This is a genomic window from Streptomyces sp. NPDC005262, assembly GCF_042872425.1.
GTDB lineage: Bacteria > Actinomycetota > Actinomycetes > Streptomycetales > Streptomycetaceae > Streptomyces.
In genome coordinates this window covers 32,259-57,437 of sequence record NZ_JBIAKK010000016.1, presented here as the reverse complement: position 1 = coordinate 57,437, position 25,179 = coordinate 32,259, and the positions used below count along the sequence as shown (strand labels likewise).

The 25,179-nt window shown below is 70.2% G+C and carries 22 protein-coding genes and 1 pseudogene; 8 read left to right on the top strand and 15 right to left on the bottom strand.

The features are described 5' to 3' along the window. Positions 1-132: 132 nt before the first annotated feature. From ACFYP5_RS30475 to ACFYP5_RS30465, 3 genes are all read left to right on the top strand, one after another. A complete protein-coding gene (locus ACFYP5_RS30475; protein WP_389041987.1) occupies positions 133-1,002 on the top strand; it encodes a metallophosphoesterase family protein in 870 nt (289 codons plus the stop codon). 234 nt (positions 1,003-1,236) lie between these two features. After that, complete coding sequence (locus ACFYP5_RS30470) at positions 1,237-3,420, top strand: discoidin domain-containing protein (protein WP_389041986.1); 2,184 nt, start codon at positions 1,237-1,239, stop codon at positions 3,418-3,420. Between the two features lie 619 nt (positions 3,421-4,039). Further along, positions 4,040-4,507, top strand: a complete 468-nt coding sequence (locus ACFYP5_RS30465) for a DUF5709 domain-containing protein (RefSeq protein ID WP_389041984.1) — start codon at positions 4,040-4,042, stop codon at positions 4,505-4,507. 333 nt (positions 4,508-4,840) lie between these two features. Here ACFYP5_RS30465 and ACFYP5_RS30460 read toward each other — a convergent pair whose 3' ends face one another. Beyond that, on the bottom strand, positions 4,841-5,281 hold the full coding sequence (locus ACFYP5_RS30460; RefSeq protein ID WP_389041982.1) for a GNAT family N-acetyltransferase: 441 nt from the start codon (positions 5,279-5,281) through the stop codon (positions 4,841-4,843). 61 nt (positions 5,282-5,342) lie between these two features. Next, on the bottom strand, positions 5,343-6,260 hold the full coding sequence (locus tag ACFYP5_RS30455; RefSeq protein ID WP_389041980.1) for an adenosine kinase: 918 nt from the start codon (positions 6,258-6,260) through the stop codon (positions 5,343-5,345). 206 nt (positions 6,261-6,466) lie between these two features. Here ACFYP5_RS30455 and ACFYP5_RS30450 point away from each other — a divergent pair, with 206 nt between their 5' ends. After that, positions 6,467-9,010 carry a polysaccharide lyase family 8 super-sandwich domain-containing protein gene (locus tag ACFYP5_RS30450; protein WP_389041979.1) on the top strand — a complete coding sequence of 848 codons (2,544 nt, stop codon included), beginning with the start codon at positions 6,467-6,469 and terminating at the stop codon, positions 9,008-9,010. A 53-nt stretch (positions 9,011-9,063) separates the two neighbouring features. Next, a pseudogene (locus ACFYP5_RS30445) lies at positions 9,064-9,222 on the top strand (DUF2267 domain-containing protein); the annotation flags it as partial. On the opposite strand, the gene ACFYP5_RS30440 reads toward ACFYP5_RS30445, so the two are convergent. Beyond that, a complete protein-coding gene (locus ACFYP5_RS30440; RefSeq protein WP_389041977.1) occupies positions 9,175-10,362 on the bottom strand; it encodes a PP2C family protein-serine/threonine phosphatase in 1,188 nt (395 codons plus the stop codon). The pseudogene ACFYP5_RS30445 and the gene ACFYP5_RS30440 overlap by 48 nt on opposite strands. A gap of 264 nt (positions 10,363-10,626) precedes the next feature. Here ACFYP5_RS30440 and ACFYP5_RS30435 point away from each other — a divergent pair, with 264 nt between their 5' ends. Then, the gene (locus ACFYP5_RS30435; protein ID WP_389041976.1) at positions 10,627-11,166 is read left to right on the top strand and encodes a DinB family protein; all 540 of its coding nucleotides are present in this window, start codon (positions 10,627-10,629) and stop codon (positions 11,164-11,166) included. Between the two features lie 129 nt (positions 11,167-11,295). Here the strand turns inward: ACFYP5_RS30435 and ACFYP5_RS30430 are convergent, their stop codons facing one another. Both ACFYP5_RS30430 and ACFYP5_RS30425 read right to left on the bottom strand, forming a co-directional pair. Continuing rightward, positions 11,296-11,772, bottom strand: coding sequence for a (2Fe-2S)-binding protein (locus ACFYP5_RS30430; RefSeq protein ID WP_327123391.1), 477 nt, complete (start codon positions 11,770-11,772; stop codon positions 11,296-11,298). 16 nt (positions 11,773-11,788) lie between these two features. Next, positions 11,789-14,140, bottom strand: a complete 2,352-nt coding sequence (locus tag ACFYP5_RS30425) for a molybdopterin cofactor-binding domain-containing protein (RefSeq protein ID WP_389041974.1) — start codon at positions 14,138-14,140, stop codon at positions 11,789-11,791. A gap of 739 nt (positions 14,141-14,879) precedes the next feature. On the opposite strand from ACFYP5_RS30425, the gene ACFYP5_RS30420 reads away from it, so the two are divergent. Beyond that, positions 14,880-15,419 (top strand): DoxX family protein, encoded by a 540-nt coding sequence (locus tag ACFYP5_RS30420; RefSeq protein WP_389042088.1) that lies wholly within the window; start codon positions 14,880-14,882, stop codon positions 15,417-15,419. A gap of 242 nt (positions 15,420-15,661) precedes the next feature. Here the strand turns inward: ACFYP5_RS30420 and ACFYP5_RS30415 are convergent, their stop codons facing one another. Further along, positions 15,662-16,531 carry a class I SAM-dependent methyltransferase gene (locus ACFYP5_RS30415; protein WP_389041972.1) on the bottom strand — a complete coding sequence of 290 codons (870 nt, stop codon included), beginning with the start codon at positions 16,529-16,531 and terminating at the stop codon, positions 15,662-15,664. Between the two features lie 46 nt (positions 16,532-16,577). On the opposite strand from ACFYP5_RS30415, the gene ACFYP5_RS30410 reads away from it, so the two are divergent. Further along, positions 16,578-16,874 (top strand): hypothetical protein, encoded by a 297-nt coding sequence (locus ACFYP5_RS30410; protein WP_389041971.1) that lies wholly within the window; start codon positions 16,578-16,580, stop codon positions 16,872-16,874. On the opposite strand, the gene ACFYP5_RS30405 is transcribed toward ACFYP5_RS30410, so the two are convergent. From ACFYP5_RS30405 to ACFYP5_RS30365, 9 genes are all read right to left on the bottom strand, one after another. Next, positions 16,861-17,148 (bottom strand): hypothetical protein, encoded by a 288-nt coding sequence (locus tag ACFYP5_RS30405; RefSeq protein ID WP_389041969.1) that lies wholly within the window; start codon positions 17,146-17,148, stop codon positions 16,861-16,863. The genes ACFYP5_RS30410 and ACFYP5_RS30405 overlap by 14 nt on opposite strands. A gap of 281 nt (positions 17,149-17,429) precedes the next feature. Continuing rightward, the gene (locus ACFYP5_RS30400; RefSeq protein ID WP_389041967.1) at positions 17,430-18,266 is read right to left on the bottom strand and encodes an SDR family oxidoreductase; all 837 of its coding nucleotides are present in this window, start codon (positions 18,264-18,266) and stop codon (positions 17,430-17,432) included. A gap of 103 nt (positions 18,267-18,369) precedes the next feature. Further along, complete coding sequence (locus ACFYP5_RS30395) at positions 18,370-19,611, bottom strand: cytochrome P450 (protein WP_389041965.1); 1,242 nt, start codon at positions 19,609-19,611, stop codon at positions 18,370-18,372. Positions 19,612-19,683: 72 nt separating this feature from the next. Then, entirely contained in the window at positions 19,684-21,078 is a 1,395-nt protein-coding gene (locus ACFYP5_RS30390; RefSeq protein ID WP_389041963.1) for an NAD(P)/FAD-dependent oxidoreductase, read from the bottom strand. Beyond that, positions 21,068-21,313, bottom strand: coding sequence for a ferredoxin (locus tag ACFYP5_RS30385; protein ID WP_389041961.1), 246 nt, complete (start codon positions 21,311-21,313; stop codon positions 21,068-21,070). Before ACFYP5_RS30385 ends, ACFYP5_RS30390 begins: the two co-directional genes overlap by 11 nt. A 299-nt stretch (positions 21,314-21,612) precedes the next feature. Further along, complete coding sequence (locus ACFYP5_RS30380; RefSeq protein WP_389041959.1) at positions 21,613-22,161, bottom strand: hypothetical protein; 549 nt, start codon at positions 22,159-22,161, stop codon at positions 21,613-21,615. A 339-nt stretch (positions 22,162-22,500) separates the two neighbouring features. Further along, a complete protein-coding gene (locus ACFYP5_RS30375; protein ID WP_389041957.1) occupies positions 22,501-22,968 on the bottom strand; it encodes a zf-HC2 domain-containing protein in 468 nt (155 codons plus the stop codon). A gap of 314 nt (positions 22,969-23,282) precedes the next feature. Then, positions 23,283-24,101 carry an ABC transporter permease gene (locus ACFYP5_RS30370; RefSeq protein ID WP_389041955.1) on the bottom strand — a complete coding sequence of 273 codons (819 nt, stop codon included), beginning with the start codon at positions 24,099-24,101 and terminating at the stop codon, positions 23,283-23,285. Next, positions 24,098-25,036, bottom strand: a complete 939-nt coding sequence (locus ACFYP5_RS30365; protein WP_389041954.1) for an ATP-binding cassette domain-containing protein — start codon at positions 25,034-25,036, stop codon at positions 24,098-24,100. The genes ACFYP5_RS30370 and ACFYP5_RS30365 overlap by 4 nt, the downstream gene beginning before the upstream one ends. Positions 25,037-25,179: the final 143 nt, after the last annotated feature.

Below are 25,179 nucleotides of genomic sequence, written 5' to 3'. Positions count from 1 at the left end.
ACGCACGGGCCGCCGGGGGCGGCGGAGCACACGGCTGTCCAGAACCGCCGCCCCGGTTCGAACACCGTTTCCCCGAAAGGCTATCGGCCGCCTCGCGCGGCATGCCGATAGAGTGGCTGCCGGGCGATGCCCATGGAGCGAGGAGTTCTTGCCCTGAACGGACACCTGCTGGCGGTCAGCGACCTGCACGTCGCATACGCCGACAACCGGGACATCGTCTCGTCCCTGCGCCCCGGCACCGATGCCGACTGGCTCATCGTCGCAGGTGACGTCGGCGAGAAGGTCGCCGACGTCGAGCGGGTACTGGCGCTGCTCGGCGAGCGCTTCGCGAAAGTCGTCTGGGTCCCCGGGAACCACGAGCTGTGGACCCACCCGAGCGATCCCGTCCGGCTGCGGGGCGAGGCACGCTATCTCCACCTGGTCGACCTCTGTCGAAGCCTGGGCGTCCTCACCCCCGAGGATCCCTATCCGGTGTGGGAGGACGCGGACGGGCCGGTGACCGTCGCCCCCCTTTTCCTGCTCTACGACTACACGTTCCGCGCCCCCGGCGCGACCACCAGGGACGAGTCCCTCGCCATCGCCCACAGGGCCGGCGTCGTCTGCGCCGACGAGCGCTTCCTCCATCCCGATCCGTACCCGACGCGCGACGACTGGTGCCGGGCACGGGTACGGGAGACCGAGCTGCGGCTGGCCGGCATCCCCGAGGACCACCGCACGATCCTGGTCAACCACTACCCGCTGGTGCGTGAACCGACGGACGTGCTGCGGCACCCGGAGTTCGCGCAGTGGTGCGGGACGGAGCTCACCCGGGACTGGCACCGCCGCTTCCGTGCCGCGGCCGTGATCTACGGGCATCTGCACATCCCGCGGGTGACCCATCACGACGGGGTGCGGTTCGAGGAGGTGTCGATCGGCTACCCGCGCGAGTGGCGGGCCCGCCCGCCGCGCGAGGCACTGCGGACGGTCCAGCTGTCGCCACGGCCGTCCGGCGACACTCCCTGAAGCCGGCACTCGTCCGGCCGCCCCGCCCTGCGCCGCCGCCGCCGGCAAGGCCGTACCGATGAGCCGGTCGCTGCACACCATGCGTTCAACTCTTGTTCCCAACAGACCCTGAAGCGGTACCTGTTGCACACCTATTGACGTGTCCGAGTCAAGAGAGAACTATCGTCCACAGCCTGAGAGCGCTCTCAGGCTGCGCGTCGTGCACCCGCACCACGACTCAGGAGACGAACCCCCATGTACGCACCCCCCGTACTCCGCAGACCTGCCCGTTCATCGCCCGGACGACGTACCGGTGTGCTCGCCGTCGTCGTCGGTCTCGTCATCTCGCTGCTGGCGTTCGTCCCCGCAACCCCGGCGAGCGCGGCGCCCTCGCTGCTCTCCCAGGGCGGAACCGTGACGTCCTCCAGCGAGGAGAACGCCGGCACCCCCGCCACCTCCGCCGTGGACGGCAATGACGGCACCCGCTGGTCGAGCGCCTTCTCCGACCCGCAGTGGATCAAGGTCGATCTTGGCTCCTCCGCCTCGGTCTCCCAGATCGTGCTGAAGTGGGAGGCGGCCTACGCCACCGGCTACCGGATCGAGTTCTCCACGGACAACAACACATGGACCACCGCCTACTCCACCACCGGCGGCCCCGGCGGCACGGAGACCCTGAACGTCTCCGGCAACGCCCGCTACGTCCGGCTGGCCGGCACCGCCCGGGCCACCCCGTACGGCTACTCGCTCTGGGAGTTCCAGGTGTTCGGCACCACCGGTGACCCGGGCGGCCCGCAGATTCCCGGCGGAGGCGACCTGGGACCGAACGTGCTGGTCTTCGACCCGTCGACGCCCGGCATCCAGGCGAAGGTCGACGAGATCTTCAAGCAGCAGGAGTCCGCGCAGTTCGGGAACGGCCGCTACGCACTGCTGTTCAAGCCGGGCACGTACGACAACATCAACGCGCAGCTCGGCTTCTACACCTCCATCGCAGGGCTCGGCCTCAAGCCGGACGACACGACCTTCAACGGTGACGTGACCGTCGACGCCGGCTGGTTCAACGGGAACGCCACGCAGAACTTCTGGCGCTCGGCGGAGAATCTGGCACTCAACCCGGTGAACGGCACGGACCGTTGGGCCGTTTCGCAGGCCGCGCCGTTCCGGCGGATGCACGTCAAGGGCGGGCTCAACCTGGCGCCCGACGGCTACGGCTGGGCCAGCGGCGGCTACATCGCCGACAGCAAGATCGACGGCCAGGTCGGTCCGTACTCCCAGCAGCAGTGGTACACCCGCGACAGCTCGGTCGGGGGCTGGACCAACGGCGTCTGGAACATGACGTTCTCCGGAGTCGAGGGCGCTCCCGCGCAGAGCTTCCCCGACCCTCCGTACACCACGCTCGACACCACCCCGGTCTCCCGTGAGAAGCCGTTCCTCTACCTGGACGGCTCCGAGTACAAGGTCTTCGTCCCGGCCGTGCGCACCAACGCGCGCGGCGTCTCGTGGACCGGTACGCCGCAGGGCGAGTCCATCCCGCTGAGCCAGTTCTACGTGGTCAAGCCCGGCGCCACCGCACAGACCATCAACGCCGCGGTGCAGCAGGGGCTGCACCTGCTGTTCACGCCCGGTGTCTACCACGTGGACCGGACCATCGACATCGACCGGGCGAACACGGTCGTTCTCGGTCTGGGGCTCGCGACGATCATCCCGGACAACGGTGTGACAGCGATCAAGGTCGGCGACGTGGACGGCGTGAAGCTCGCCGGTCTCCTGATCGACGCCGGTCCGCAGAACTCCTCGGTGCTGCTCCAGGTGGGCCCCGAGGGCGCCTCTGCCGACCACTCGGCGAACCCGACCACCGTGCAGGACGTGTTCATCCGGATCGGCGGCGCGGGCGCCGGCAAGGCCACCACCAGCATGGTAATCAACAATGACGACACCATCGTCGACCACACCTGGATCTGGCGCGCCGACCACGGGGACGGGGTCGGCTGGGAGACCAACCGTGCCGACTACGGGCTCCGGGTCGACGGAGACGACGTCCTCGCCACCGGCCTCTTCGTCGAGCACTTCAACAAGTACGACGTGCAGTGGAACGGCGAGAACGGCAGGACGATCTTCTTCCAGAACGAGAAGGCGTACGACGCGCCGAACCAGGCCGCCGTCCAGAACGGCACCGTCAAGGGGTACGCCGCCTACAAGGTCGCGGACTCGGTCGCCCACCACGAGGGCTGGGGCCTGGGCAGCTACTGCTACTTCAACGTGGATCCGACGATCCGCCAGGACCACGGCTTCGAGGCCCCGGTGAAGACCGGGGTGAAGTTCCACGATCTGCTGGTGGTGTCCCTGGGTGGCCAGGGACAGTACGAGCACGTGATCAACAGCACCGGTTCACCCACGTCCGGCACCTCGACCGTTCCCTCGACGGTGGTGTCCTTCCCCTGAGGAGGGTCCGGCCAGGACCCGGTGCCGTGAACGGATGACGTGGGGCCCGGCAGTGACCGGAGCCGGACCCGGTATGCGGGCCCCGCATCCACGGCGGCTGATGCGGGCCGGCCGTCCGCCCCGTTCGGCGGCGGCCGCCCCGAGGCGCATCAGCCGCCCGCCGGCCGGCCTGCCGTGTCGAGCCACCGGTGGCCGCCCGGCGAGATCTTCATGTGCGCCCCGGGCGCTGATGATCAATCGCCCGCCCGCCCGGGCCGCTCCACGGACCGGCCTTCCGGGCCCCCGTACGTATCAGTCTGGGTCCGCCGCGATCCGCCGACACCGTCCGTTGATACGGCCCTGACACGTCGCACACCCGAATTGACGCCACGCTGACATCGGGGCGAGGGGTGAAACAGACGTCCTGCCGGGTGCGTGAACGGACCGGTGCGGCGAACCGATACGCACCGCGCCGTTCCGCTCACACCGCGCCACCGGTGAAGGTCCTGGCCTCCGCATCCACGACGGGCGCCGGTGCGCTTCCGCTCGTCCCGACGGCCGACACCGCACATGATGAGAACGAGGGCATGACGCGAACGGGACGTCGCCCCGACGGTTCACTCCCGACATTGGAGGTGACATGGACATCGACACCACGATGGGCGACGAGGTCTACCAGCCGGACGGCTCGGAGGTGCAGGACGACGCCGGGCTGCTCGACGTGGAGGACACTCTCGACGACCGGGCCGGTGCGGATCCGCTCGATGCGGGCTATTCGCCCCCCGAGCGCCCCTGGGCCGTGGAACACCACGGTGTCACGGCGGCCGAGCAGCACGAAGGTGAAACGCTCGACCAGCGCCTCAGCGAGGAGGAGCCGGATCTCGTCGTACCGGACGGAGACGAGATCGGCGATGTGTCGGACACCGACGGTGAGGTCCGTGACGAGGAGGTCGGCGGTCTGCGCGCCGGACGGCTCGTCGCACCCGACGAGGGAGCTCACGAGGACGACGAGAAGGACATGATCGCGTTCGACATCGGCGTCGACGGCGCAGCGGCCTCGGCCGAGGAAGCGGCCATGCACGTGGTCCCCGCCCCGGAGGGTCCGTAGACCCGCCCCGCACCACCGACCGCCGCGCTCCCGGCACAGGGGTCGCACGGATCGTGGCGACGCGGCGCCGCATCCGGGCGCCACGCGGGCCGAGCCACGCGCCGGCTCGGCGAGCCTTCCGGCGGCGTCCCTCACATGCTTGCACGACGGCACCGAGCCGAACGACGACGTGGCCGGGTTGCCGAGCGGCGAGCACGGGCGGCGGCTGGTCGCGGTGGAGGCCGGTATCGACTGCCGGCATCGACCGATGCTCCCGCAGCCCCGCGGGTCGGCACGGAGTCCGCTCCGTCCGGGCAGGGAGCCCTGAGGACCCTTCGCCGGTCGACGACCGGCTCAGGCCAGCCGCAAGTCGATGAAGCGCACGCTGTCACCCGGCAACAGGTATCTCTCGACCTCGACGAACCCTCGCGCCTGCGCGAACCGCAGCCCGTCCGGGTTTGACTCCAGAACCACCGTCTCGATGACGTCGGCTCCGAGCTTTCGCGCCTGCGCCAGCCCCCGCGCGTAGAGTGCTCCGCCAAAACCCTGTCGCCGGTGAGCCGGGAGCACTCTGGCGATCACCGTGGCAACCGATGCTTCGCTCGTGGGCGGGCGCACGGTCGAGCAGCCGACAAGGACATCACCCAGATACGCAACCTCCAACCGGTTGCGTTCGACGCGCTCACGTACCTCGTCGAGAGACAGGGCGGCCGTGGGGACGATCGCGTTATGGACATGCTGCCAGTCGTGAAGCATGGCATCGCCGGCCACGTGCTCGATGCGAAGATCAGTCATCGCAGCAGGAAACCGCGCCCCCGGTGGGCCGTCAACTGCAATAGCCGTCCGGCGCGTCATGTCATCGTCCGGTCGGGCTTCCTTCCGCGGCAGCGAGGGTCAGCAGTTCGGCCCGGCTGATCAGGTCGGTCCCCGTCGCCGGCACGGTGCAGGCGTGGGCTCCGGCGATCGCGCCGTAGAGGCCGCACCGCTGTGGTGACTCGCCGGACAGCCGGCCGAACAGATAGCCCGCCACGAACGCGTCGCCGGCGCCGTTGGAGTCCACCACCCGCGCGGGCGGTGTGACCGCCGGAATGTGGGTCAGCTCCCCGTCGAGCAGTTGGTACGCCCCCTCGGCTCCCGCTGTGGCGACGACCGCTCGGGCCCGGCCGCGTTCGGCGATCTGCCGCATGGTCTTCTCCGGGTCCACCAGGGCGGCGGTCGACAGGAAGACCAGGTCGGCCTCGTAGGCGAATGCTTCGTGGTACGTCTCCGCGCCGTCCCAGTTGTGCAGGTCGGTCGAGATGCTCACCCCTGCCTCACGCAGCGTCGGAAGGGCGAACGCGCAGGGATAGGTGATGGAGACGTGGGCGTGGCGGCTGACCGCGGCGAGGGCACCCACTGTTTCCGGGGGCAGCCGGTCCGCTTCCTGCGAGCGGCTGTTGTCGTACAACGACAGCCGCCGCCCGTCGGGGCCGACGAGGTTCACCGCGCGCTTGGTGCCTGCGGGCAGGGGGACCTCGGTGAACGCGATGCCCCGGTCGCGGTGCAGCGCGCGGATCAGGTCGCCCGCGTCGTCATCGCCGATCATGTCGATGTGATGCGTGCGCAGTCCCAGAGCGTGTACCCCGAGCGCCACGAAGTCGCCGGTCTGTCCCGCCCTCGTCTCGATGGCGGGCACCATGTAGCTGTCGGCGTACGGAAGGGGTAACTGGGGGACGTACACAATGGTGTCCACGCCGGCACCCCCCAGGACGAGGATGTCGGTCTCGGTACTCAACGGCACTCCTCCGGCTCCGGTCACTCCGGGGTACAGGGTATCGGCGCGGAGCACCCCACCGAAGAGCATGGCCGCCACCCGGTCCGTTCGCTTCGGCACGGCAGTGGTGGACAGCGGTCCCGGCCGGACGCGTCCCCTTGTCGCCGCTCGGCCGGTCTGGTTGACTCCGCCCGCCGGGTCGCCAACTCACAGGCGGAGGACGCCACATGGAGATCACCCGCAGACGTCTGCTGGCCGCTCTGTCAGCCGCCGGTCTCCTGACGGTGATCCCCGCACGACCGGCCACGGCCGCCGGTGTCGCCGCGGGCAGCACCCGCCTGATGGCCAACACGATGGCGGTCCTCGCCGGGACCGCCGAGTCCAACTCCCGTCCCGAGACGGCCGCCAAGCTCGCCGCCGTGGACGACGTGGCGCGGGCGAATCTCAGGGCGATGGACTCCGCGGGCCCCGGTGAACTGTTCGCCGGGCTGGTGCTCGGCAGCAACGAGGCCAACCTCAACAGCGCCTTCCAGCGGCTGTACGAGATCGCTCTCGCCACCTGCACACCCCCGGGCGGCACCCCCTCGGACCTGTACGGGAACACCGTCGCGCGGCGCCGCGTGCTCGACGGCCTCGGCCGGCTGCACGACCACTACTACGGCGACCAGTCCAAGGGCTACTACGGCAACTGGTTCTACTGGGAGATCGGTCTCGCGCAGCACATCAGCAGGACCCTCGTGCTCCTCGCGGACGAAGTGCGTGCCTACCGCCCGGACCTCGTACAGACCTACGTCGCCTCCATGGACGCCTACCTCCGCAACGGCATCGACGGCGACGTGAATCTCGATTCGCGCTTCCACACCGGCGCCAACCTCGCCGACATCACCACCAACCGCATCCTGCAGGGCGCACTCCTCGGCGACGAAGCCCGCATCCGCAAGGCCCTCACCGACCAGCTGACGGTGTTCGCCACCATCGACCCGTACCACCTCGACCACGGCGTCACGGACGGCTATTACGCCGACGGATCCTTCGTCCAGCACGCCTCCGTCGCCTACACCGGTTCGTACGGAAAAGGCCTCCTGACCCGCGTCGTACAGACCCTCAAGCTCCTCGACGGTACGGGTTTCGCGCACGGCGAGGAGCTCGTACCGACAGTCCGCAGCTGGGTGCAGAACGGCTTCGCGCCACTGATCTTCGAGGGCTGGATGATGGAGATCGTCAAGGGGCGGGCGGTGTCACGGACGGACAGCGGCTACACCGACGTCGCCGTGATCGTGGAGGCCGTGGTCGACCTGGCCTCGCTCGCGAGCGGCGCCGACGCCGCCGCACTCAAGAGCTACGTCAAGCACATCCGGTCGACCTCGCGCGGCACGCTCGATCCGGGGCGTTTCGTCTCCCCGGTCAGTGTCGTACGTTACGCCGACATCATCGGCGACCCGTCCGTACCTGCCGAGGATCTCAACGACGCCTCGCGCAGCGTCGCCTTCAACGCCATGGACAGGAATGTGCATCGCAGGCCCGGTTACGCCTTCGCGCTCGCCCGCAGCTCGGACCGGATCAGCAAGTACGAGTACATGAACGGCGAGAACCTCATGCCATGGTTCCAGGGCGACGGGGCGTACTACCTCTATCTCTCCGGGCAGGACCAGTCGCAGGCGTACGGCGTCGACTACTTCACCACGGTCTCGCCGTACGGCCTCGCCGGGGTCACCGCGCCGGTCGAGCAGCGACGGACCGTCCCCGACCTGTACGGGAAGCCGTACTACGACAACCCCGGCCACCCGCTGAACTTCACCTCGTCCTCCGAGTCGCAGAACACCTACGTCTACTTCCCTCGTGGCACCGATCAGCGCTCCGGCGGTGCCGTTCTCGGGGCGTACGCCGCAGTCGGCATGGTGCAGTCCAGCGATGTCGCCGACCGCGACAGGCGTCTGCTGCCGGACGATTTCGTGGTCTACCGCAATGCGTCGGCGACGAAATCGTGGTTCCTGCTCGACGAGGAGATCGTGGTGCTTGCCGCAGGCGTCGGTGATCCTGACGGGCGGGCCGTGACCACGACCGTCGACGCCCGCACCGCCTCGCCGGGCGACCAGGTCTCTCTGACCGGGATGCTCCGAGGCGGACGTCCGTGGACCGGCGCGGGCACCGGTGACCTGCACTGGCTGCGCTACGCCAACACCACCCGACGCACCGCCGTCGGCTACGTCTTCCTCGACACCCCGCAGGTCCGGGTCTCGCTGGACGAGGTCACCCGCAGCCGCCGGATCGTCCGCACCTCGAACCCGGACACGGCCGTCACCCGCACCGTCCTCGGCGTAACGGTCGACCAGGAACCCGGAGCCGAACCCGCCCGCATCGCCTACGCGTTGGTGCCGAATGCGGGCGGGACTCAGTTGGCGTCGTACCCGAAGGGTCCGTTGCGGGTCCTGGCCAACACCCCGCGACTGCAGGCCGTGTCCCACACCGGCCTCGGTCTGAGGGCTGCCAATGCGTTCACGCCCGGCCGGCACGAGGTCGCGGGCCTGCGCATGGACGGCCCGGCGTCGGTGATCGTGCAGCGCCGCGGCCACCGGGGCCGGACCACCGTCGCCGTCTCCGACCCGACGATGGGCCGGGACACGGTCGGTGTCCTGATCCGAGGCAGGTCGCTGGGGAAGCTGGCGTCGGACGACGGGGTACGCGTGAGCCCGGTCCACGGCGGAACCCGGGTCGACGTCGACACCCGCCACGCCTACGGCCGCAGCTTCACGGTCACACTGCAGGACTGAGTCCGTGCCGTGACGGTGGGTGCATACCCTTGGCAGGTACCACTGCCTGACCGGCCTGGATCGAGGGAGCCACCGAGGAGACCGCGACGTGGGACGTCGGCGCCGTGCTCAGCGCGACCGCCGACGCTGCGGGCGAGGAGCTCACCCGGAGCGTCCTGCTACAGCTACCAGTGGGTTTCGACCTCCTTTTCGGCCACCCCCTGCCCACGTGACCGTCCGCCGGGAAGGTGCGCGGCATCCGGAAGTCGTTCGATGGCGACCATGGCCGCATCGTCTCCCAGACGCCCGCCCGCGTGCCGGAGGAGGTCGGCACGCACGTACTCGAGCAGCGATTCCGCACCGTCCCCGGACCGGGACGCAACTCGCTCGAACAGCGGGTAGAAGCATCCTGACCGGTCACGGGACTCGATGACGCCATCGGTGTACAGGAGCAGGACATCACCGGCGCCGAAGGTGAACGTCTCCGCCGTGAATGCGGGGGCGAGCAACTGCGCCAGCCCGAGAGGCGGAGCGGGCTCACCCACCTCGAGGGACAGCACCTCGCCCGCACGGAGCAGCAACGGCGGCGGATGACCGCAGCTGACCAGGCGAAGTTCGCAGGCGGTATCGGGGATCTCGAGCACGGCCGCGGTGACGAACGCCTCCGCAGCGTACGCGTCCTCGTCCTCCTCGTCCGTGGTGCCGTTGCGGTCCACCGTGACCCCGTCCTCCAGGTGTCCCACCAGCTCGGTCAGCCGCGCCTCCCTGTGGGCCAGAGCCCGGAATGCGCCAAGTACGCCGGCGGCTTCACCGATCGCATCGAGTCCCTTGCCGCGGGCGTCGCCGACGATCACGCGGGTGCCGTCGGCGGTGCGGGCGAGCGCGTAGAGATCGCCGCCCAGCTGCGCCTCCGCCTCTGCGGCCAGGTAGACCGAGGCGATGCGCAGGGGGCCGCTGCGGCGGGGCAAGGGCTGCATCAATACGTGCTGCGCCGCCTCCGCCACCGAGCGCAGCTGCGTCATCTCCTGCTCGTGCCGTTCCCTCAGATGTGCGAACAACGTGACAAAGGCCGAGATCAAACAAAGGGCAATGATCTGGTAGGTGTGATTGAGGTCGTTGAGGCTGGTGCGTGCGATGGCGACCACGGACTGGGCCAGCACGGCGACCGCGCCCACGAATGCGGTCATCCGGGGGCCGGCGAACGACGAGGTCACAGCGGGCGCTGCCACGAGAAACGGACCCAGGTGGACCTCCGGCGGCGCGCTGATGTCCACCACGGTGACGGCGGCGATCAGGGCGAAAGGCATCGCCACGAGTGCCTTCGAGTGCCGCCGGCTTGCGTGGAGGGAACGCAGGAACCGCTGCGAGTTCATAGTTCCGGAATACCTCAGACCGTCTGCGACCGCCCTCTCGGTGCCCGTGGTTCCGGGTGGGGCACCGCCGTCCGGGCGCTGCAGCATCCTGGATCTCACGCACGCGGCTCCGCCCGTGAGTGAACCCGGAGACCGCGTCCTCGGAAGGTGGGACGCAGACCGGCGGCCCTCTGTTCTGGCAGCCCCGGGGCCGAACCTCCAGAACCGGCCGACCGCACCCGAGTCCCTGGCCCGGCGCAAGCCCCGCCGGTAGGCTCACCGCCCATGCCCGACATGGACGAACAGGGTCGCCCGGAACCTCCCCTCGCGGCCGACGAGGCCAGCACGCTCCTGGGCTTCCTGGAGTTCCACCGCGCGACCCTGACGTGGAAGTGCGCCGGACTGGACACGGGCGGCCTCGGGGCGACCGTCGGCGCCTCCTCGATGACACTGGGCGGGATGCTCAAGCACCTGGCCTTCGTCGAGGACTACTGGTGCTCCCGTTGGCTGCACGGGCGGGACCCGGAGCCGCCGTGGGACACGGTGGACTGGAAGGCCGACCCCGACTGGGACTGGCACTCGGCTGCCGAGGACAACCCCGAGCAGCTTCGTACACTCTGGCAGGACACCGTGGCCCGCTCCCGCGTCCTGGTCACGCAGGCGCTGGCCGACGGCGGCCTGGAGCGACTGGCCCGGCGCACCTGGCCCGACGGTCGCGCACCCAGCCTGCGATGGATCCTGGTCCATCTGGTCGAGGAATACGCGCGCCACAACGGGCATGCCGACCTCCTCCGGGAGTCGTTGGACGGGCGCACCGGGGAGTAGCCACCGGGGCAGCGCTCGTCCCCGCGAACCCCGGCGCCACCGAGCGGCCGGCGGCCGCCCGCCATCGTTTCTCCTCCCATGACGCCGTGCGCCCGCTCCGTCCCCCGTCCCGCTGTCCCCGCGATCGGTTCAGAACTTCTCCGCGCCTGCCGTGATGGCCTCACGGATGCGGTTGTAGGTGCCGCAGCGGCAGATGTTGCGTATCTCGTCGAGGTCGGCCTGGTCGATCTCGCGTCCCTCCTCCCGGGCGCGCCGGACCTTGGCGACGGCGGTCATGATCTGTCCGGGCTGGCAGTAGCCGCACTGTGCGACGTCGTACTCCAGCCACGCCTCCTGCATCGGGTGCAGGTCCCGGCCGACCGTGGCGGGCAGGCCCTCGATCGTGGTCACCTCGTCGGCGGGACCGACATCCTTGACCGGGACGCTGCAGGGGTTGAACGCCTTGCCGTTGATGTGGCTGGTGCACGCCTGGCAGACGCCGAGCCCGCAGCCGTACTTCGGTCCGGTGACGCCCAGGACGTCGCGAAGCACCCAGAGCAGCCGGACGTCGTCCTCGATGTCCACGGTCACCGGTTTGCCGTTGAGGATGAAGGTGTGTTGCGGCACGGGAGCTCCTGGTCTTCTAGAAGGTGCGGTCGAGGCCGTCGGTGGGCGAGGCGGGGATCGGCGGGGTGGTGGGCAGCGGCTCGAAGCCGAGAGGTTCACCGTGGTTGATGGGGAAGGTGGTGGGCATGGTGCCGGTGGCCCGGCCGTAGGCGCAGGCGACGGCCGCCATCGCGCCGGCGACCGCCAGTTCCCCCGCACCACCGGGCTTGCCCGTGGTCGGTGGCATGACGACGATCTCGAGCTCGGGCGGGGTGTTCCACTGCCGGGTGTAGAAGTAGTTGTCCCAGCTCCCCTCGAGGAAATGCCCGTTCTGGAGGTGGAGGCCCGCAGTGAGGGTGATGGCGATGCCGTCGATGATGCCGCCCATCATCTGGGCCTCCAGGCCCCGCGGGTTGACGGCGAGGCCGACGTCGACGGCACAGACGACCTTGGTGACACGCGGGCCGGTGTAGCCGTCACGGACCTTCCGACCTGTCGTCTCCGGCCTGCAGTCGATCTCGGCGAGGACAGCGACGAAACCGTGGTACTCGGGGTGCACCGCGATCCCCTGCCCCGTTCCGGCAGGCATGGACCGGCCCCACCGGCCCACCTCCGCGACCTTGTCGAGGACGGCCCTGGCCCGCTCGTCCTTGAGGAACCGACGCCGGAACGCGTGGGCGTCCTTCCCCGTCCGTTTCGCCAGCTCATCCACGACGAGTTCCTGCGCGCAGCGGACGTTGGGCGAGTAGATGTTCCGCATGGAGCCGGTGTTGAAGCCTTTGTCCGTCTCGGCGAGGAGCTGGGTGGTGACCCCGAAGTGGTAGGGACTCTGCTGCGTCAGAGCGAAAATCGTTTCGGAGAACGTCAGGTCACCGACCGGCAGTCGGGCCGCCTCCGAGGTGATGATCTCGCCCAGGCCATGGCCGAAGTCGGTGGCCACGGACGTGTGCCGCTGCTCGTACGTCAGGACCTCGCCGAGCGTGTACGTGGCCCGCACCCGCGAGGTGGCCATCGGATGCGTGCGACCCTGGCGGAAGTCGTCGGTCCGGTGCCACATCAGCCTCACCGGCTTGCCCATGGCCCGGGAGATCTCGGCGGCCTCGCGGGCGGCGTCGTGGAAGAGTTTGCGACCGAACGAGCCGCCTCCCTCTGTGACATGGACCTTGACTGCGGTGGGCGGCAGACCGAGCTGGAGGGCGATCTCCTCCTGTGCGGCGATCGGTGACTTCAGGCTCGCCCAGATCTCGGCGGAGTCCGCTCGTACGTCCGCGACGGCGCAGTTGGTCTCCAGGGCACCGTTGCTGGCGAAGTGGAAGGTGAACCGTGCGTCGACGGCCTTGGTGAGGAGGGGCAGCGGCGGTACGACCAGGGGCAGTTCGGCTGTCCGCAGTCTGTTGAGGACGGTCGTGTCCGAGGCACCCTCGGCGGTACCGGGTGCCCAGGTGACCTTCAGGGCGCGGACCGCGTCGATGCACTGCCCGAACGTGCGGCCACGGACGGCGACGCCGGTGGAGATCCGCGCGACGTCGGTGATGCCCGGCATGGCCCGGACCTCGTCCAGGTTCTCCACCGAGCGGACCGTGCCGTTGATCGTCGGCGGCCTGCACACCATCGCGGGCAGGGCGCCGGGCACCTGCACGTCCATCGCGAACTTCTTGCGGCCCGTCACCGCCGCCAGGGCGTCGATGCGCCGCTGCGCCGTTCCGATGACCTCGAACTGCGAGGGCTCCTTGAGCGTGACCTCGACCTGGGCGTCCGCGTGGGCGGCCGCCTTCACCGCCAGATCGCCGTAGGTGATGCTCGCCCCGGCAGCGGAGGTGATGACACCGGCCTTCGCCGTCAGGGAGCCGATCGCTTCACCCAGCTCCAGAGCCGCCGCCTTCAGCAACTGCCCCCGTGCCACGGCCGCGGCCACCCGGATCGGGGTGAAGGTGGAGATGGTGGTGTTCGAGCCACCGGTGAGCTGGTTGAACAGCAGCTCCGGCCGGGCGTCGGCCAGCGTCACCGATATCTTCTCCAGCGGGAGGTCCAGTTCCTCGGCGATCAGCATCGCGGAGGACGTGGTGATGCCCTGCCCGACCTCCGCCCGCGGCAGGGCGAAGGAGGCGGTGCCGTCGGCACCGATCCGGATCGTGATTAGATTCGACGTGGGCAGTGCGGCGTGGGTCAGCATGTCGTTGAGGTCGTAGACCTCGGACGGTCCCGGCACCGAGGGGACCACGGCGGCGGCCCGCGACGGCGCCAGCACCACCTCTCCCAGTTGGGCGGCGACAGTGAGTGTCGATCCCGCCACGACGTATCCGAGGAACCGCCGTCTGCTCACCCCGGCCGCTCCACGACCGGAGCCATCGCCCGGGTTCTCGTCCCGCAGGCGCTTCTCCACATCCATCAACTGTCCTCTCGTGGAGTCGGAGTCGGATTGGGACCGGCGACGGCCGGCGCGGCGGGGCCGGCTCGCGCCCGGCCACCGCCCGGAACCACCTGTCATGTCGTCGGAATCACCAGAGTTATACGCGAACTGAAGCGTCGCGCCGGGCGGAGTGGTGAAAACTTCTACCGTATCGGCATGAAGAACGCACCAGTTGCGTCCCGCCTCGCCGGGCTCACCTGCCTCGACGGCCTGCGGCCCGCCCACCGCCTGCAGGAGGCACGCGGGCGAGCAGGCTGCCGGCGGCGGACGACCTGATCTCCCCCGGCCGCGCGTTCCTGGCCGGCCCCGGCCTGGTGAACGGCTCCGCATCGGCTCACTGGTCGATCCGGTGCGCGACGAGGGTGATGCGGGTCGGTGGAGAAACCGGTCACGCCGACCACCCCGTAACGATCACCGCGCCCCACCTGGCCAGACATCCGAACCGGCTCGGCAGGGAAGGCGAAAGGGCGTAATGATGGAAGACAACAAGCCGATGTCACTCAGTGCGTAACGACAACGACCGGCGGCCTGACCGGACTGACACGAGAACGCCGGCGGTGGTCCTGCTGTCGTCCTGCTCCGGCTGTGTCGCGGTCCGCCACATATGGCATGCCGCTGAAGGCGCCATGGTGACCAGACAACCGCCCTGCTGTGTCCTCGGTGGTCAGTCGGCACCGCCGCGGGACCTCGGAGCAGAGAAGAGCCCCCGGTGAAGTACATCCCTGAACAACTTCGCGCCTCCCCCGAGCCCGCCCCCGCTTCGGCGCGGTCCGCGGTGTCCGCGGCCGACTGCGGTCTGCTTCTCATCAGGTTGACGTTCGGCCTGATCATGGCAGGGCACGGCTCCCAGAAGCTCTTCGGCCTGTTCGGTGGCGACGGCCTCACCGCCACGGGGGCGTGGTTCGCCGCGAGGGGTTACCGCCCCGGGAAGGTCTACGCCGTCATCGGCGGCGGATCCGAATTCCTGGGGGGCCTCGGACTGGCTGTGGGACTGTTCACGCCACTGGCAGCGGCTGCCGTGATCGGTGTGATGATCAACGCCATGGCGACCGTTACGGCGACGCACGGTTTGTGGGCCCAGGACGGTGGCATGGAGTACAACCTGTGCATCGCGGTCGTCGCGCTCGGCATTGCGGCCATCGGCCCCGGGCGGCTCGCCCTGGACCGTCCCTTCCGCTGGGGGAAGGGCGGCTGGCGCGAGGCCGCCTTCGCTCTGTGCCTCGGCGGCGTGGCGGCCGCGATCGTGCTCAGCCTCTGAAGGTGGTCCTGTGTCTGCCGGACACCGCTCGTCCTGGAGTGCGTCGGCACCCCCGAGTCGATGCAGCAGGCCCTGCTCGACCCGCCCGGGTGTCGGCTTCGTCGGTGCCTCGTACGGCGAGCGGGTCGCCGGCGAGCCGTTGTTCCGGTCGCACGTCGCTCTGCGTGGCGGGCCGGCGTCGGTGTGCCGACTTCTTCCCGACATGACCGAACGGGTCCTCGACGGCCTGGAAGCCTGACCGGTCAGCTCTGAGGCCCGGTGCCAGGTGGTCCTGGCACGGCCTCCTGGGCTCTCCATCCCCAGGCCGTGATCATTCCGGGCGACAGCGCGGCGCAGTCGGGCGAGTCGAGATACCGGATCGCCGCGTCGACCGTCGCGTCGTCCACCAGTCCGGTGGCCACGATCGCCTCCCTCGCCCGCTCCCAGCTGCGGGCCCAGAAGCGGCTGATGGGGCTCCCGGCGACCAGGGGTGGTACCTGGATCTCGGCGGCGACGGAAGCGAGCCCCGCGGCGCGGAGCAGTTGTGGATACTCGGCCACCCAGGAGACGTCGGTGCCGATGGTGTCGCGAAGCCCCTGCCACATGGCCTGCATGACCCGGGTGTACGGCGTCGTGGACGCGGTCGCGGTGGTCAGGTCGACGGCGTCGCTGAGGACCAGCACCCCGCCGGGAGCCAGGAGTTCACCCAGTCCGGCGATCAGGCGGCGCCATGAAGGCAGATGCATCAGGAGGAATCGGGCGTGGACCAGCTCGAATCGGCCGGGGTCGAACCCCGGGGCGCTGATGTCCGCCTCAAGCACACCCAGGCCGGGCGCGGAATGGGCGGTGAGGAAACGTACATCGCGGTCGACAGCGAGCACGGTCGCTACGCCCGCCTCGTACAACAGCCGCCGGGCGACGGTGCCGGTGCCGGCTCCTACCTCGAGGCAGTTCCAGCCCGGCCCGGCCCCCAGGCTCCGCAGACGGGCCATCGTGATGTCGTCGTAGGCGAGAGCGCCGAGGTCGATGCGGTCGCTTTCCCCCGGCTGCTCGGGCCGGAACACCGCCTCGCCGTAGTGGCCTGCTGTGGACGGTCCCGGCGGCCGTCCACCGGGCCGGGCGCGTGCGCACATGTGTCAGCCACCGCCTCCGTGCCTCGTAGGGCATCATGCGCGGGGCGTGGTGCCCCTGGGTGACGGTCACCGCCCGCGGCGCGTACTCGTCCATTATGAGCGGAGTGCCCCGCGCCTTCCTGGCGGGACTGCGGGTGGCCCCGCGCTGCGCGACCCGGGCGCTGCCGGGCCGGCCGATCACGTCCTGTTCGTGCTCGGCGTCCTGCGTCACGTCGGCCCCGGCCCCGACGGCGAAGCCCGCGCCTACCGCCTCGCCGATCCTGTCCTCGACGGTCCGCGCCACGTCATTGATGCCCACCAGGTGGCCTGCCACCGGGCCCACGGGAGTGTCATCGGCCGGTGACCTCCACCAGTTCCAGACCGCCGAGGTCCGCCAGCGCCCGGAGTTCGGGCAGCAGCCGGCCGGTGGCCAGCACCCCGTGGTGCCCCACTCCGCTCGCGCTCCAAGCGCCCGTCCACTCCCCCGGGTCGGTCCCTGTGGCTGCTCCAGGAGTGCCTGCGCGCCTGGGAGTCGCAGGGAGGTACTGCAGCCCGGTGGCCGCGTACAGAGCGGTGGGCGGCAGCGCCCCGGCGACCTTCGCGGTGGCGCTTCCCGTACGGCCGTCCCGGTAGTGCACGGGGTTGCCGATGAGCGCGCCGTCCGCGTCGAGAAGCCGGACGTACGAGCTGGACGAACTGCTGCGCCGCGCCGCCGAGTCCGCTCCCCTTCGCTCGTTCGTGCACCGGCTGACCGGGGATCCAACAGTCGGTGGGGCACCCGGACTTCGGGTGCCCCACCGGCATGTCCGCCGACAGGTCCGTCCTCGGTCCGCGCACCGTCGGCCGGGCTCCGTCACATCGCCGCGCAGCGTGGGCAGGCGCTTCAGCACGCCGCACACGGGGCCGCCGGTGTCTGCGGCTACGTGCTGCTCCGCGGGTCCGTACGCGCCAGAACGTCGCGTACGGCATCCGTGGCCAGGCCGGAGCCGGCCCGGCCGGCCGCTCGCACCCTCGTGCCGCCGTCGACGAGCAGGTCCGTGCCGGTGACCCAGTCCGCCTCGTCGGAGACCAGCCACAGCACCGCGCGCGCCACGTCCTCCGGCTCGCCGATCCGGGCCAGCGGCAGGCTCCGGGCGATCCTCTCCTCGGCCCGCTCCCACACGAATCGCGCCATCTCGGTGCGCACCAGACCCGGCGAGACAGCGTTGACCCGCACGTAGGGCGCCAGCTCGCCTGCGAGCTGGCGGGTCAGGTGCAGCAGGGCCGCCTTGCTCGTGCCGTACGCGCCGACGTGCGGCCCCACGCCGTAGGTGCCCTCGGTGCAGATGTTGACGACTGCGCCGCCGTGCTCGCGCATCCATGCCCGCCAGGCGAGCTGGATCAGGCGGAGCGGCGCCTCCACGTTCACCGCAAAAGCGTCGCGCCAGACCTCGGGCTCGGCCTCCATCAGCGGCCCGAACGGAGCATTGGTCCCCGCGTTGTTGACGAGGATGTCGAGCCGGCCGAACTCCCGCACGGCGAGATCGGTGCACGCCGCCAGGTGCGCGGGATCCGCGACCGAGCCGGCGCAGCCGACCGCCCTGATGCCGGCGGCTGTGAGCCGGTCCACGGCCACGTCCACTCCCGCGGGATCGCGGGCGGTGATGCAGACCATCGCTCCCGCCTCGCCCAGGGCCTGCGCCGTGGCGAGGCCGATGCCCCGGGAGGCGCCGGTGACCAGAGCCGCCCTTCCGTCGAGTTCCGGTGATGACGTCATCTCCGCACCGTCTCATGACGGACCGTCAAAAAGGAGCGTACGTAGGCGCGGACCATTCACTTTCAGGACCACCGCGCGCAGCTGTCGGGACGTCGATGCGGCCCTAGCGGGGGCGCAGGCCGTCGAACGTGATGTTCAGATGGCGGGGGCCCCGCAGGACCGCGTTCTGCCGGTACGGGGGCGGGTCCTCCACCAGGCGAGGGTTGTCGAGCCTGCGGGCCAGCTCGGTCAGGGCGAGCTGCGCCTCCAGCCGGGCGAGCGGTGCGCCGAAGCAACTGTGGATGCCGCTGCCGAAGCCGAGGTGCTGGATGTCCTTGCGGTCCGGGTCGAACTGCTCGGGGTCCTCGAAGCGCTCCGGGTCCCGGTTTCCGGCGGCCAGCAAGAGCCAGATCGACGAGCCCTTCGGGATGGTGATACCGCGGACCTCGATGTCGGCGATACACGTGCGCTGCGGCACCAACTGCACCGGCGGCTCGTAACGCAGCAGTTCCTCGACGATGTTGACGGCGAGGCGCGGGTCGCCCCGGAGCCGCCGCAGTGCCTCCGGGTGTCGAAGCAGGGTGAGCATCCCATTGGTGATCAGGTTGACCGTCGTCTCATGGCCCGCGATCAGCAGCAGGGCAGCGGTGCTGAGCACTTCCATCGTCGTCATCGGACCGTCCGGTCCGTGGCTGGTCACCAGCTCGGACAGCATGTCGTCACCGGGTGCCTTGCGGCGCTCCTCGACCAGCCCGGCCAGATACATGCCCAGTTGCATCCTGGCCTCGTGCGTGACGCGGTTCCGCTCGGTGGGGTCGTCGCCCGGAACCGGGTCGAGGCCGGCGGCGATGGTGTCCGCCCACGAGTGGAAGCGGGCCTCGTCCTCCCGCGGCACCCCGAGCAGCCGGCAGATCACGGTCACGGGAAAGGGATACGAGAACTGGTCGACCACATCGATCCGGTCCGTGTCCCCGAAGCCGGCGATCAGGTCCGAGACGATCCCGGCGAGCTCGCCGCGCATGTCGTGGACACGTCTGGGGCTGTGCGGCGGGCCGAAAGGACGGTTGGTCATCCGACGCAGCCGGTCGTGCTCCGGAGGGTCGAGCCGCAGGAAGCTGGGCGGCAGAGCCGTCTCCTCCTGCTGCTCGGTCAACTCGCCGTCGCCGTGGGCGGTCAGATTGGAGGCGTCGGAGCTGATCCGCGGGTCGTGGAGCAGCCCCTGGATGTCCCAGTACGTGCTGATGACGAACGGGCCGCCGTCCTCCTCCTGGAACACCGGGGTCTTGCGGAGTTCCGCGTACAGCGGATACGGGTCGGCACGATTGGCGTAATCGGTGATCTGGCGCAGGAGCGGGGCTTGCGTCATGGCTGGTCCTTGGGGCGTGGGAGCAGAAGGGGCCGTTTCGGCGTCGGGCAGTGGGCTGTCGGGCCCCCGTGGTCAGGCGTGGGCCGGCTTGAAGACCAGCCGCCGGTCGGCCGGCGAGTAGCCGCTGAGGGTGACGGTCGGCCCGTGGGTGGGCAGTGAGGGGTCCGGGAAGTCGGCCGGGACGGGATGCCTGCCCTCGGGCCTGCGGTCCACGGTGAGGAACGCCGGCGGGAACGGTGCGGCCGTCTCGATCAGCCCCTGGTAGAACTGCAGCCACCGTGAATTGTCGAAGGTGACCGCACCGATGACGCGGCCCTGGTAGCCGTACGCACCGGTGAAGCGGCGCTCGGCGAGCGCCCCCTGCGCAATGAGGATCTCCTCGCCCATGGACGGGACGCCGACCGACTTGATGTTCACCCCGAACTGGGACGACCAGAAGGCCGGTACCCACATGTGCGGGCGGCGGTCCGTGCTGGAGCTGATCATGTTGTGCGCCGCCACCTCGGCCTGTGTGACGGCGTTGCCCCAGTGTTCGAGGGAGAGGAACTGATAGCCGAACAGCGGATGCGGGGACCGCGCCACATCACCGGCCACGAAGATGTCGTCGGTCACGATGCCCCGGTAGTCGAAGGCCCGGCATCCCGCGTCGCAGGCGATCCCGCGGGGTCCCGCGCCGAGTCCGGATCCGGCCAGCCATTCGGTGTTGCGGGTCGCGCCGAGCGAGACGACCACCACGTCCGTCTCGACGGCGGTGCCGTCGGACAGGTGAGCGGCGCGCACCCTCCCCACCGAGTCGCCTTCGAGGCCGGTGACCATGACGCCGGTGCGCAGGTCCACCCCGTTCTCGCGGTGCAGCTCCGCTGCGACCGCACCGACCACCCCTCCCAGCGCACCCACCAGGGGCGCGTCGGCACGCTCCGCCACCGTGACCGAGAGATCCTGCGCGCGGCAGGCGGACGCGATCTCCGAGCCGGTGAAGCCGGCGCCGATCACGAACACCCTGCGGGGCGAGGCCATCAGCCGGCGCTGCAGCGCGGCCGCGTCGTCGCGCGTCCGCAGGACGAAGACGCCGTCCAAGTCGGCCTCCGACTGGCGCGGCCACGGCCTGGCCCGTACACCGGTGGCGATGAGCAGCCGGTCGTACTCCGCCTCGTCGCCGTCGGCCAGCAGCACCCGCTTGGCCGCCATGTCCAGCCCGGTCGCCGCGACACCGAGCCGCCACTTCGCGTCCACCGATCGGCGGCGGGGCAGCTCGGTATGGTCCGGCGACGCCTTGCCCAGCAGCACCGACTTGGAGAGCGGCGGCCGGTCGTACGGCTCGTACGGCTCGTCACCGATCATGGTGAGCGACCCCTCGAAACCCTCGGCGCGGAGCGTCTCGGCCGCCCGCAGGCCGGCCAGCGAGGCGCCGACGATCACGATCCGGCCCTCGCGCCTGAGCCACTCCAGGAATGCGTCAGCGGCCATGGCACTCCTCCTCGCCCGGCGCGGCCGTCATCTCTCCCGGTGTGTCCAGAGCGTCGGCCAGAATGGCCTGGACGGGGCACGCCGCGACAGCCCGCGCCACGTTGTCGCGCTGCTCCTCGTCGGCCCGTGGGTTGTAGGTGAGCGCCTCTTCGCCGTGCATGGCGAAGACATCGGGCGCGAGGAACGCGCATTGCGCGTATCCCTGACACTTGTTGAGATCGACGACAAGCCTCATCGATGCTCCGCCCCTTCCGGCAGCCTGGTCCGGCGCCGTCCACGCTTGCTCGGCGGCGGGACGGCGGGTCTTCTCCCCCACGCCAGCATCGAAGGGCCGGTGGGCTCGGCGCTCGCGCTGGAGAGCCGAAGGAGTGAGCGTGCCCGGAAGGCCGGGCCGCGGCAGTGACGGTCAGGCCGCCTTCGCTTCACCTGGCCCGGGGGCGCGGCTGACCACGAGAATGTAGATGCTGACGATCAGTGACCAGAGCGGGAAGACCAGCTCGGACCAGGCGACGGTGGCCGCCACGAAAAGCAGCGTCAGGGCGACGAGGAGGCCCAGCAGGGTGAGCCACCGGGAGAAGATCCCGAGGCGGTACCCCAAGGTCGACGTCGTGAGTGTGAACACCGCGCCATCCGCATCGCGTAGTCCGTCAGCAGCGTGTACGCGAAGTGGCGGCCGAAGTCCCAGGACGGCGGCCCCGGATCGTTCCCGGACGGAGACCCGACGGACAGCACGCCCCCTGCTGCCGCGGCCGCCGCGAACATCGAAGCCACGAAGATCAGACCGCTTCCCAGGAAGACGGTGGCGACGAACTTGTCCTCTGCGTCCCCGACGTGCGCGCGCAGCACGCCCACGAACCACAGGAAGAAGATGCCCGCGAAGGGGACGAGCGCGAGCGCCGCCTTCACCGCGCTCCGGCGCGAGGAGTCGTCGAACCCCCGGACCGTGACCGCGTCGGCACCTTCGGGGATCGCCAGCCGGATCAGGATGATGGCGGCCGCGAGCAGCACCGCGAAGACCACCCCGGCCAGTCCTGCCGCCCGTGGAGTCTGCAGCGGGTGCCCCTTCGTCCTCTGTGTCGCCATGAGCGCTCGCTTCCTCTCCCCGGGGGACCCTGGGACCAGCAAGCAGCCGGCTGTGCGGTGTCGCCACCGGGAGGCGGCCGAACGGCAGTGCGCCGTACCCGTCGAAAGAGCGAGGTGCGGCGCGGGAGATGTGTACGGGCCCGGTCGTCCGGAACACTTCCCCGGCCGACGGCGGCGACGGCCATGACCGGGGACTCGTGCGGCGGGCCGACGGAACGTCCCCGATCTCGCTCGTCGCCGTGCTGCCGGGCCCGTGCTCCCGCCTCCGACCCGGCACCGCGGCACTCACCGCCTCCGCTGTTCCCCGCGGCCCGGACGTGGGCGTCGAGCAACCCGGCCTCAGCCGGCGGCCGGCCACGGTGTGACCACCGGGCGAAGAGACTGAGGCGTGGCCCGCCCCTCCGCCCCGTCTGCCGTTGTCCGGGGGGCCGGGGCACTTCTGGCTGCTCGCTCGCCCGGCTCACCTGACGCCCGCATCCTGCTCAGCAACTGGGTTACCGTGAGCGGCGTGCCCAGTACCGCGCGGGTCGGACGACGCCGACGGAGCTGCTGACGTGACGGGTGGCAGCTCTCGGCCGGGGCGGGCACGTACCTGTGCTGCCGGCGCCCGATGTCGCGGGCCAGAGCCTCGCGGAGCAGGGGCAGGTGTGCGGATACCGCTGCGAGGCAGTCGTGTTCGTCCCGGCAGGCGGAGCAGGTGGTCAGGTGGGCGCAGACCCGAGCGGCTTCCTCGGGCGCGAGGGTGTTGAGTGCGTATCCGGCGAGCAGCTCACGGATCGTGCTGCATTCCTGGGGCGAGGTGAACATGATGGGTCCTCTCCGTGCTGTGCGGTCCGCGCGGTCGGCGCGGCCATGGGTTCCGGCGGGGGCGTCATCGTGGTGTCGCTCGGTGACGTCCACGGCGGTGCCCGTTGTGCGGTGCTGTCGTGAGGGGTGTGGGTTGGGGTTCGGCTGCCGGCTCGTGCTCTGGCGAGGAACGGCGGCATGGTGATCCGGAGGGTTCGTCCATGGACCGGGGATACGGTGGGGGCTCCGTCCGCAGCGTGTCGATCAGGCCGCAGGGTCCCGCAACGGCTCTTGTCCGGGCCGGTGGCGCCGGTGCGGCGCTTCCTGCCGCGCCGTCAGGCGTCGCGTCGCTTGAGGAGCCATGCGGCGATGCCCAGGAGCGCGGCTGCGTATCCGGCGAACAGTGACAGACCTGTCCAGGGGGCCATCGCGGGATCGGGGAGGACCGAGAGCACGGCTTGTCCGGCATTGCTGGGCAGGTAGGGGTCGATGCGCTGAGCCCAGTCGGCCGGAAGCAGGGCTCCCAGTCCGGGCAGCACGAGCAGGATGCCCACCAGTGTGGCAATGGCTCCCGCGGAGCTGCGGATGATGGCGCCCAGGGCGACGCCGAGCAGTCCGACGACGGTGAGGTAGAGGGCGGTTCCGAAGACCACACGGGTGACCCCGGGGTCGGAGAGCTGCATGGACAGGTGAGCGTGAGCGGAGGACAGGACAGCCTGGCCACCGAGGAAGGCGGCGATGGAGGCCGCGGTCATCAGGACGAGGACGACGCCGGTGAAGACGGCTGCCTTGGCCGCCAGCATGGGCAGCCGCCTGGGGACGGCCGTGAGGGTGGCGCGGATCATTCCGGTGGAGTACTCACCCGTGAACATCAGGACGCCGAGGACACCGACGGCCAGCTGTGCGGGCCGGTACATGCTCAGACTGACCTCGGCACCGTTGAAGTGCGCCAGTTCCCGCGCGTCGAGGTCGCCTGCCCGGAGGTGGGTGACCAGCATGCCCAACCCGACCATCGCGGCCACGGCGGTCAGCAAGGTGATCGACGTGGAGCGCACGGTGCGCAGCTTGATCCATTCGGACCTGAGCACCCGGAGCAGGGTCACCTTGCCGGGGCGCACTGTCGCGCCGAGCGGGCGCGTGAGGATCGTGGTCATGACGCGCTCCTCGCTGCGACCGTTTCGCCGGCGGTGGTGGAGCGGTACTCGACCGCGTCCCGGGTCAGTTCCATGAATGCCTCCTCCAGGGAGATCCGCTGGGGAGAGAGTTCGAGCAGCGTGAGCCCGTGGTCGGCGGCCGTGAAGCCGATCTGGTCAGTCGTCAGGCCGACGACATCCAAGGTGTACGGCGCACAGGTGGTAAGGGTGACGTCCGGACCCGCCAGCAGCTCTTTGAGACGGTCGATGTCCGGGCAGCGCACGCGCACCACGGTGCGGGCCGCACTGCGGGTGAATTCCTCGACCGAGGTGTCCGCGATGAGCCGGCCGCGGCCGATGACGACAAGATGTTCGGCGGTGACCGCCATCTCACTCATCAGATGCGACGAGACGAACACCGTTCGCCCCTCCCCCGCCAGGCCCTTGAGAAGATTGCGGATCCACCGGATGCCCTCCGGATCGAGGCCGTTGACCGGCTCGTCGAGGATGACGGTGGCGGGGTCGCCGAGAAGCGCGCTGGCGATGCCGAGGCGCTGGCCCATGCCCAGGGAGAAACCGCCGGCCCTTTTGCCGGCGACCTCGCGCAGGCCGACGAGGTCGATGACCTCGTTCACACGCCGGCGGGGGATGCCGGTGGTGGCGGCCAGGGCCAGCAGGTGGTGGTAGGCGGAGCGCCCGGTGTGGGTGGCGCGGGCCTCCAGCATCGCCCCGACCTCGTACAGGGGTGCTTCATGGTGTGCATAAGGGCGGCCGTTGACGGTGACATGCCCTGCGGTGGGGGCGTCCAGGCCGAGGATCAGCCGCATGGTGGTGGATTTGCCGGCCCCGTTCGGACCGAGGAACCCCGTCACGATGCCGGGGCGGACCGTGAAGGACAGATCCTCGACGGCTGTCTTGCTGCCGTACCTCTTGGTAAGGCAGTGGGCTTCGATCATTGCGAAACCTCCGTTCACCACCTCACTCTCGCCCGTGACCAGCCCCTCGCACATCGTCCCCGTGCAGCGATTCCCGGCTACCGCGTCCGCGGTACTGGGTACATCGGCCTACGGCCGGGACAGAACGCCCCACGTACCCGTGC

Coding starts and splice junctions, on each gene's coding strand:
- ACFYP5_RS30380 (WP_389041959.1), bottom strand. CDS start 22,161: ATGGCGACACAGAGGACGAAGGGGCACCCGCTGCAGACTCCACGGGCG.
- ACFYP5_RS30375 (WP_389041957.1), bottom strand. CDS start 22,968: ATGTTCACCTCGCCCCAGGAATGCAGCACGATCCGTGAGCTGCTCGCC.
- ACFYP5_RS30385 (WP_389041961.1), bottom strand. CDS start 21,313: ATGAGGCTTGTCGTCGATCTCAACAAGTGTCAGGGATACGCGCAATGC.
- ACFYP5_RS30370 (WP_389041955.1), bottom strand. CDS start 24,101: ATGACCACGATCCTCACGCGCCCGCTCGGCGCGACAGTGCGCCCCGGC.
- ACFYP5_RS30475 (WP_389041987.1), top strand. CDS start 133: ATGGAGCGAGGAGTTCTTGCCCTGAACGGACACCTGCTGGCGGTCAGC.
- ACFYP5_RS30390 (WP_389041963.1), bottom strand. CDS start 21,078: ATGGCCGCTGACGCATTCCTGGAGTGGCTCAGGCGCGAGGGCCGGATC.
- ACFYP5_RS30415 (WP_389041972.1), bottom strand. CDS start 16,531: ATGTGCGCACGCGCCCGGCCCGGTGGACGGCCGCCGGGACCGTCCACA.
- ACFYP5_RS30435 (WP_389041976.1), top strand. CDS start 10,627: ATGCCCGACATGGACGAACAGGGTCGCCCGGAACCTCCCCTCGCGGCC.
- ACFYP5_RS30440 (WP_389041977.1), bottom strand. CDS start 10,362: ATGAACTCGCAGCGGTTCCTGCGTTCCCTCCACGCAAGCCGGCGGCAC.
- ACFYP5_RS30450 (WP_389041979.1), top strand. CDS start 6,467: ATGGAGATCACCCGCAGACGTCTGCTGGCCGCTCTGTCAGCCGCCGGT.
- ACFYP5_RS30460 (WP_389041982.1), bottom strand. CDS start 5,281: ATGACTGATCTTCGCATCGAGCACGTGGCCGGCGATGCCATGCTTCAC.
- ACFYP5_RS30465 (WP_389041984.1), top strand. CDS start 4,040: ATGGACATCGACACCACGATGGGCGACGAGGTCTACCAGCCGGACGGC.
- ACFYP5_RS30395 (WP_389041965.1), bottom strand. CDS start 19,611: ATGACGCAAGCCCCGCTCCTGCGCCAGATCACCGATTACGCCAATCGT.
- ACFYP5_RS30470 (WP_389041986.1), top strand. CDS start 1,237: ATGTACGCACCCCCCGTACTCCGCAGACCTGCCCGTTCATCGCCCGGA.
- ACFYP5_RS30425 (WP_389041974.1), bottom strand. CDS start 14,140: ATGGATGTGGAGAAGCGCCTGCGGGACGAGAACCCGGGCGATGGCTCC.
- ACFYP5_RS30365 (WP_389041954.1), bottom strand. CDS start 25,036: ATGATCGAAGCCCACTGCCTTACCAAGAGGTACGGCAGCAAGACAGCC.
- ACFYP5_RS30400 (WP_389041967.1), bottom strand. CDS start 18,266: ATGACGTCATCACCGGAACTCGACGGAAGGGCGGCTCTGGTCACCGGC.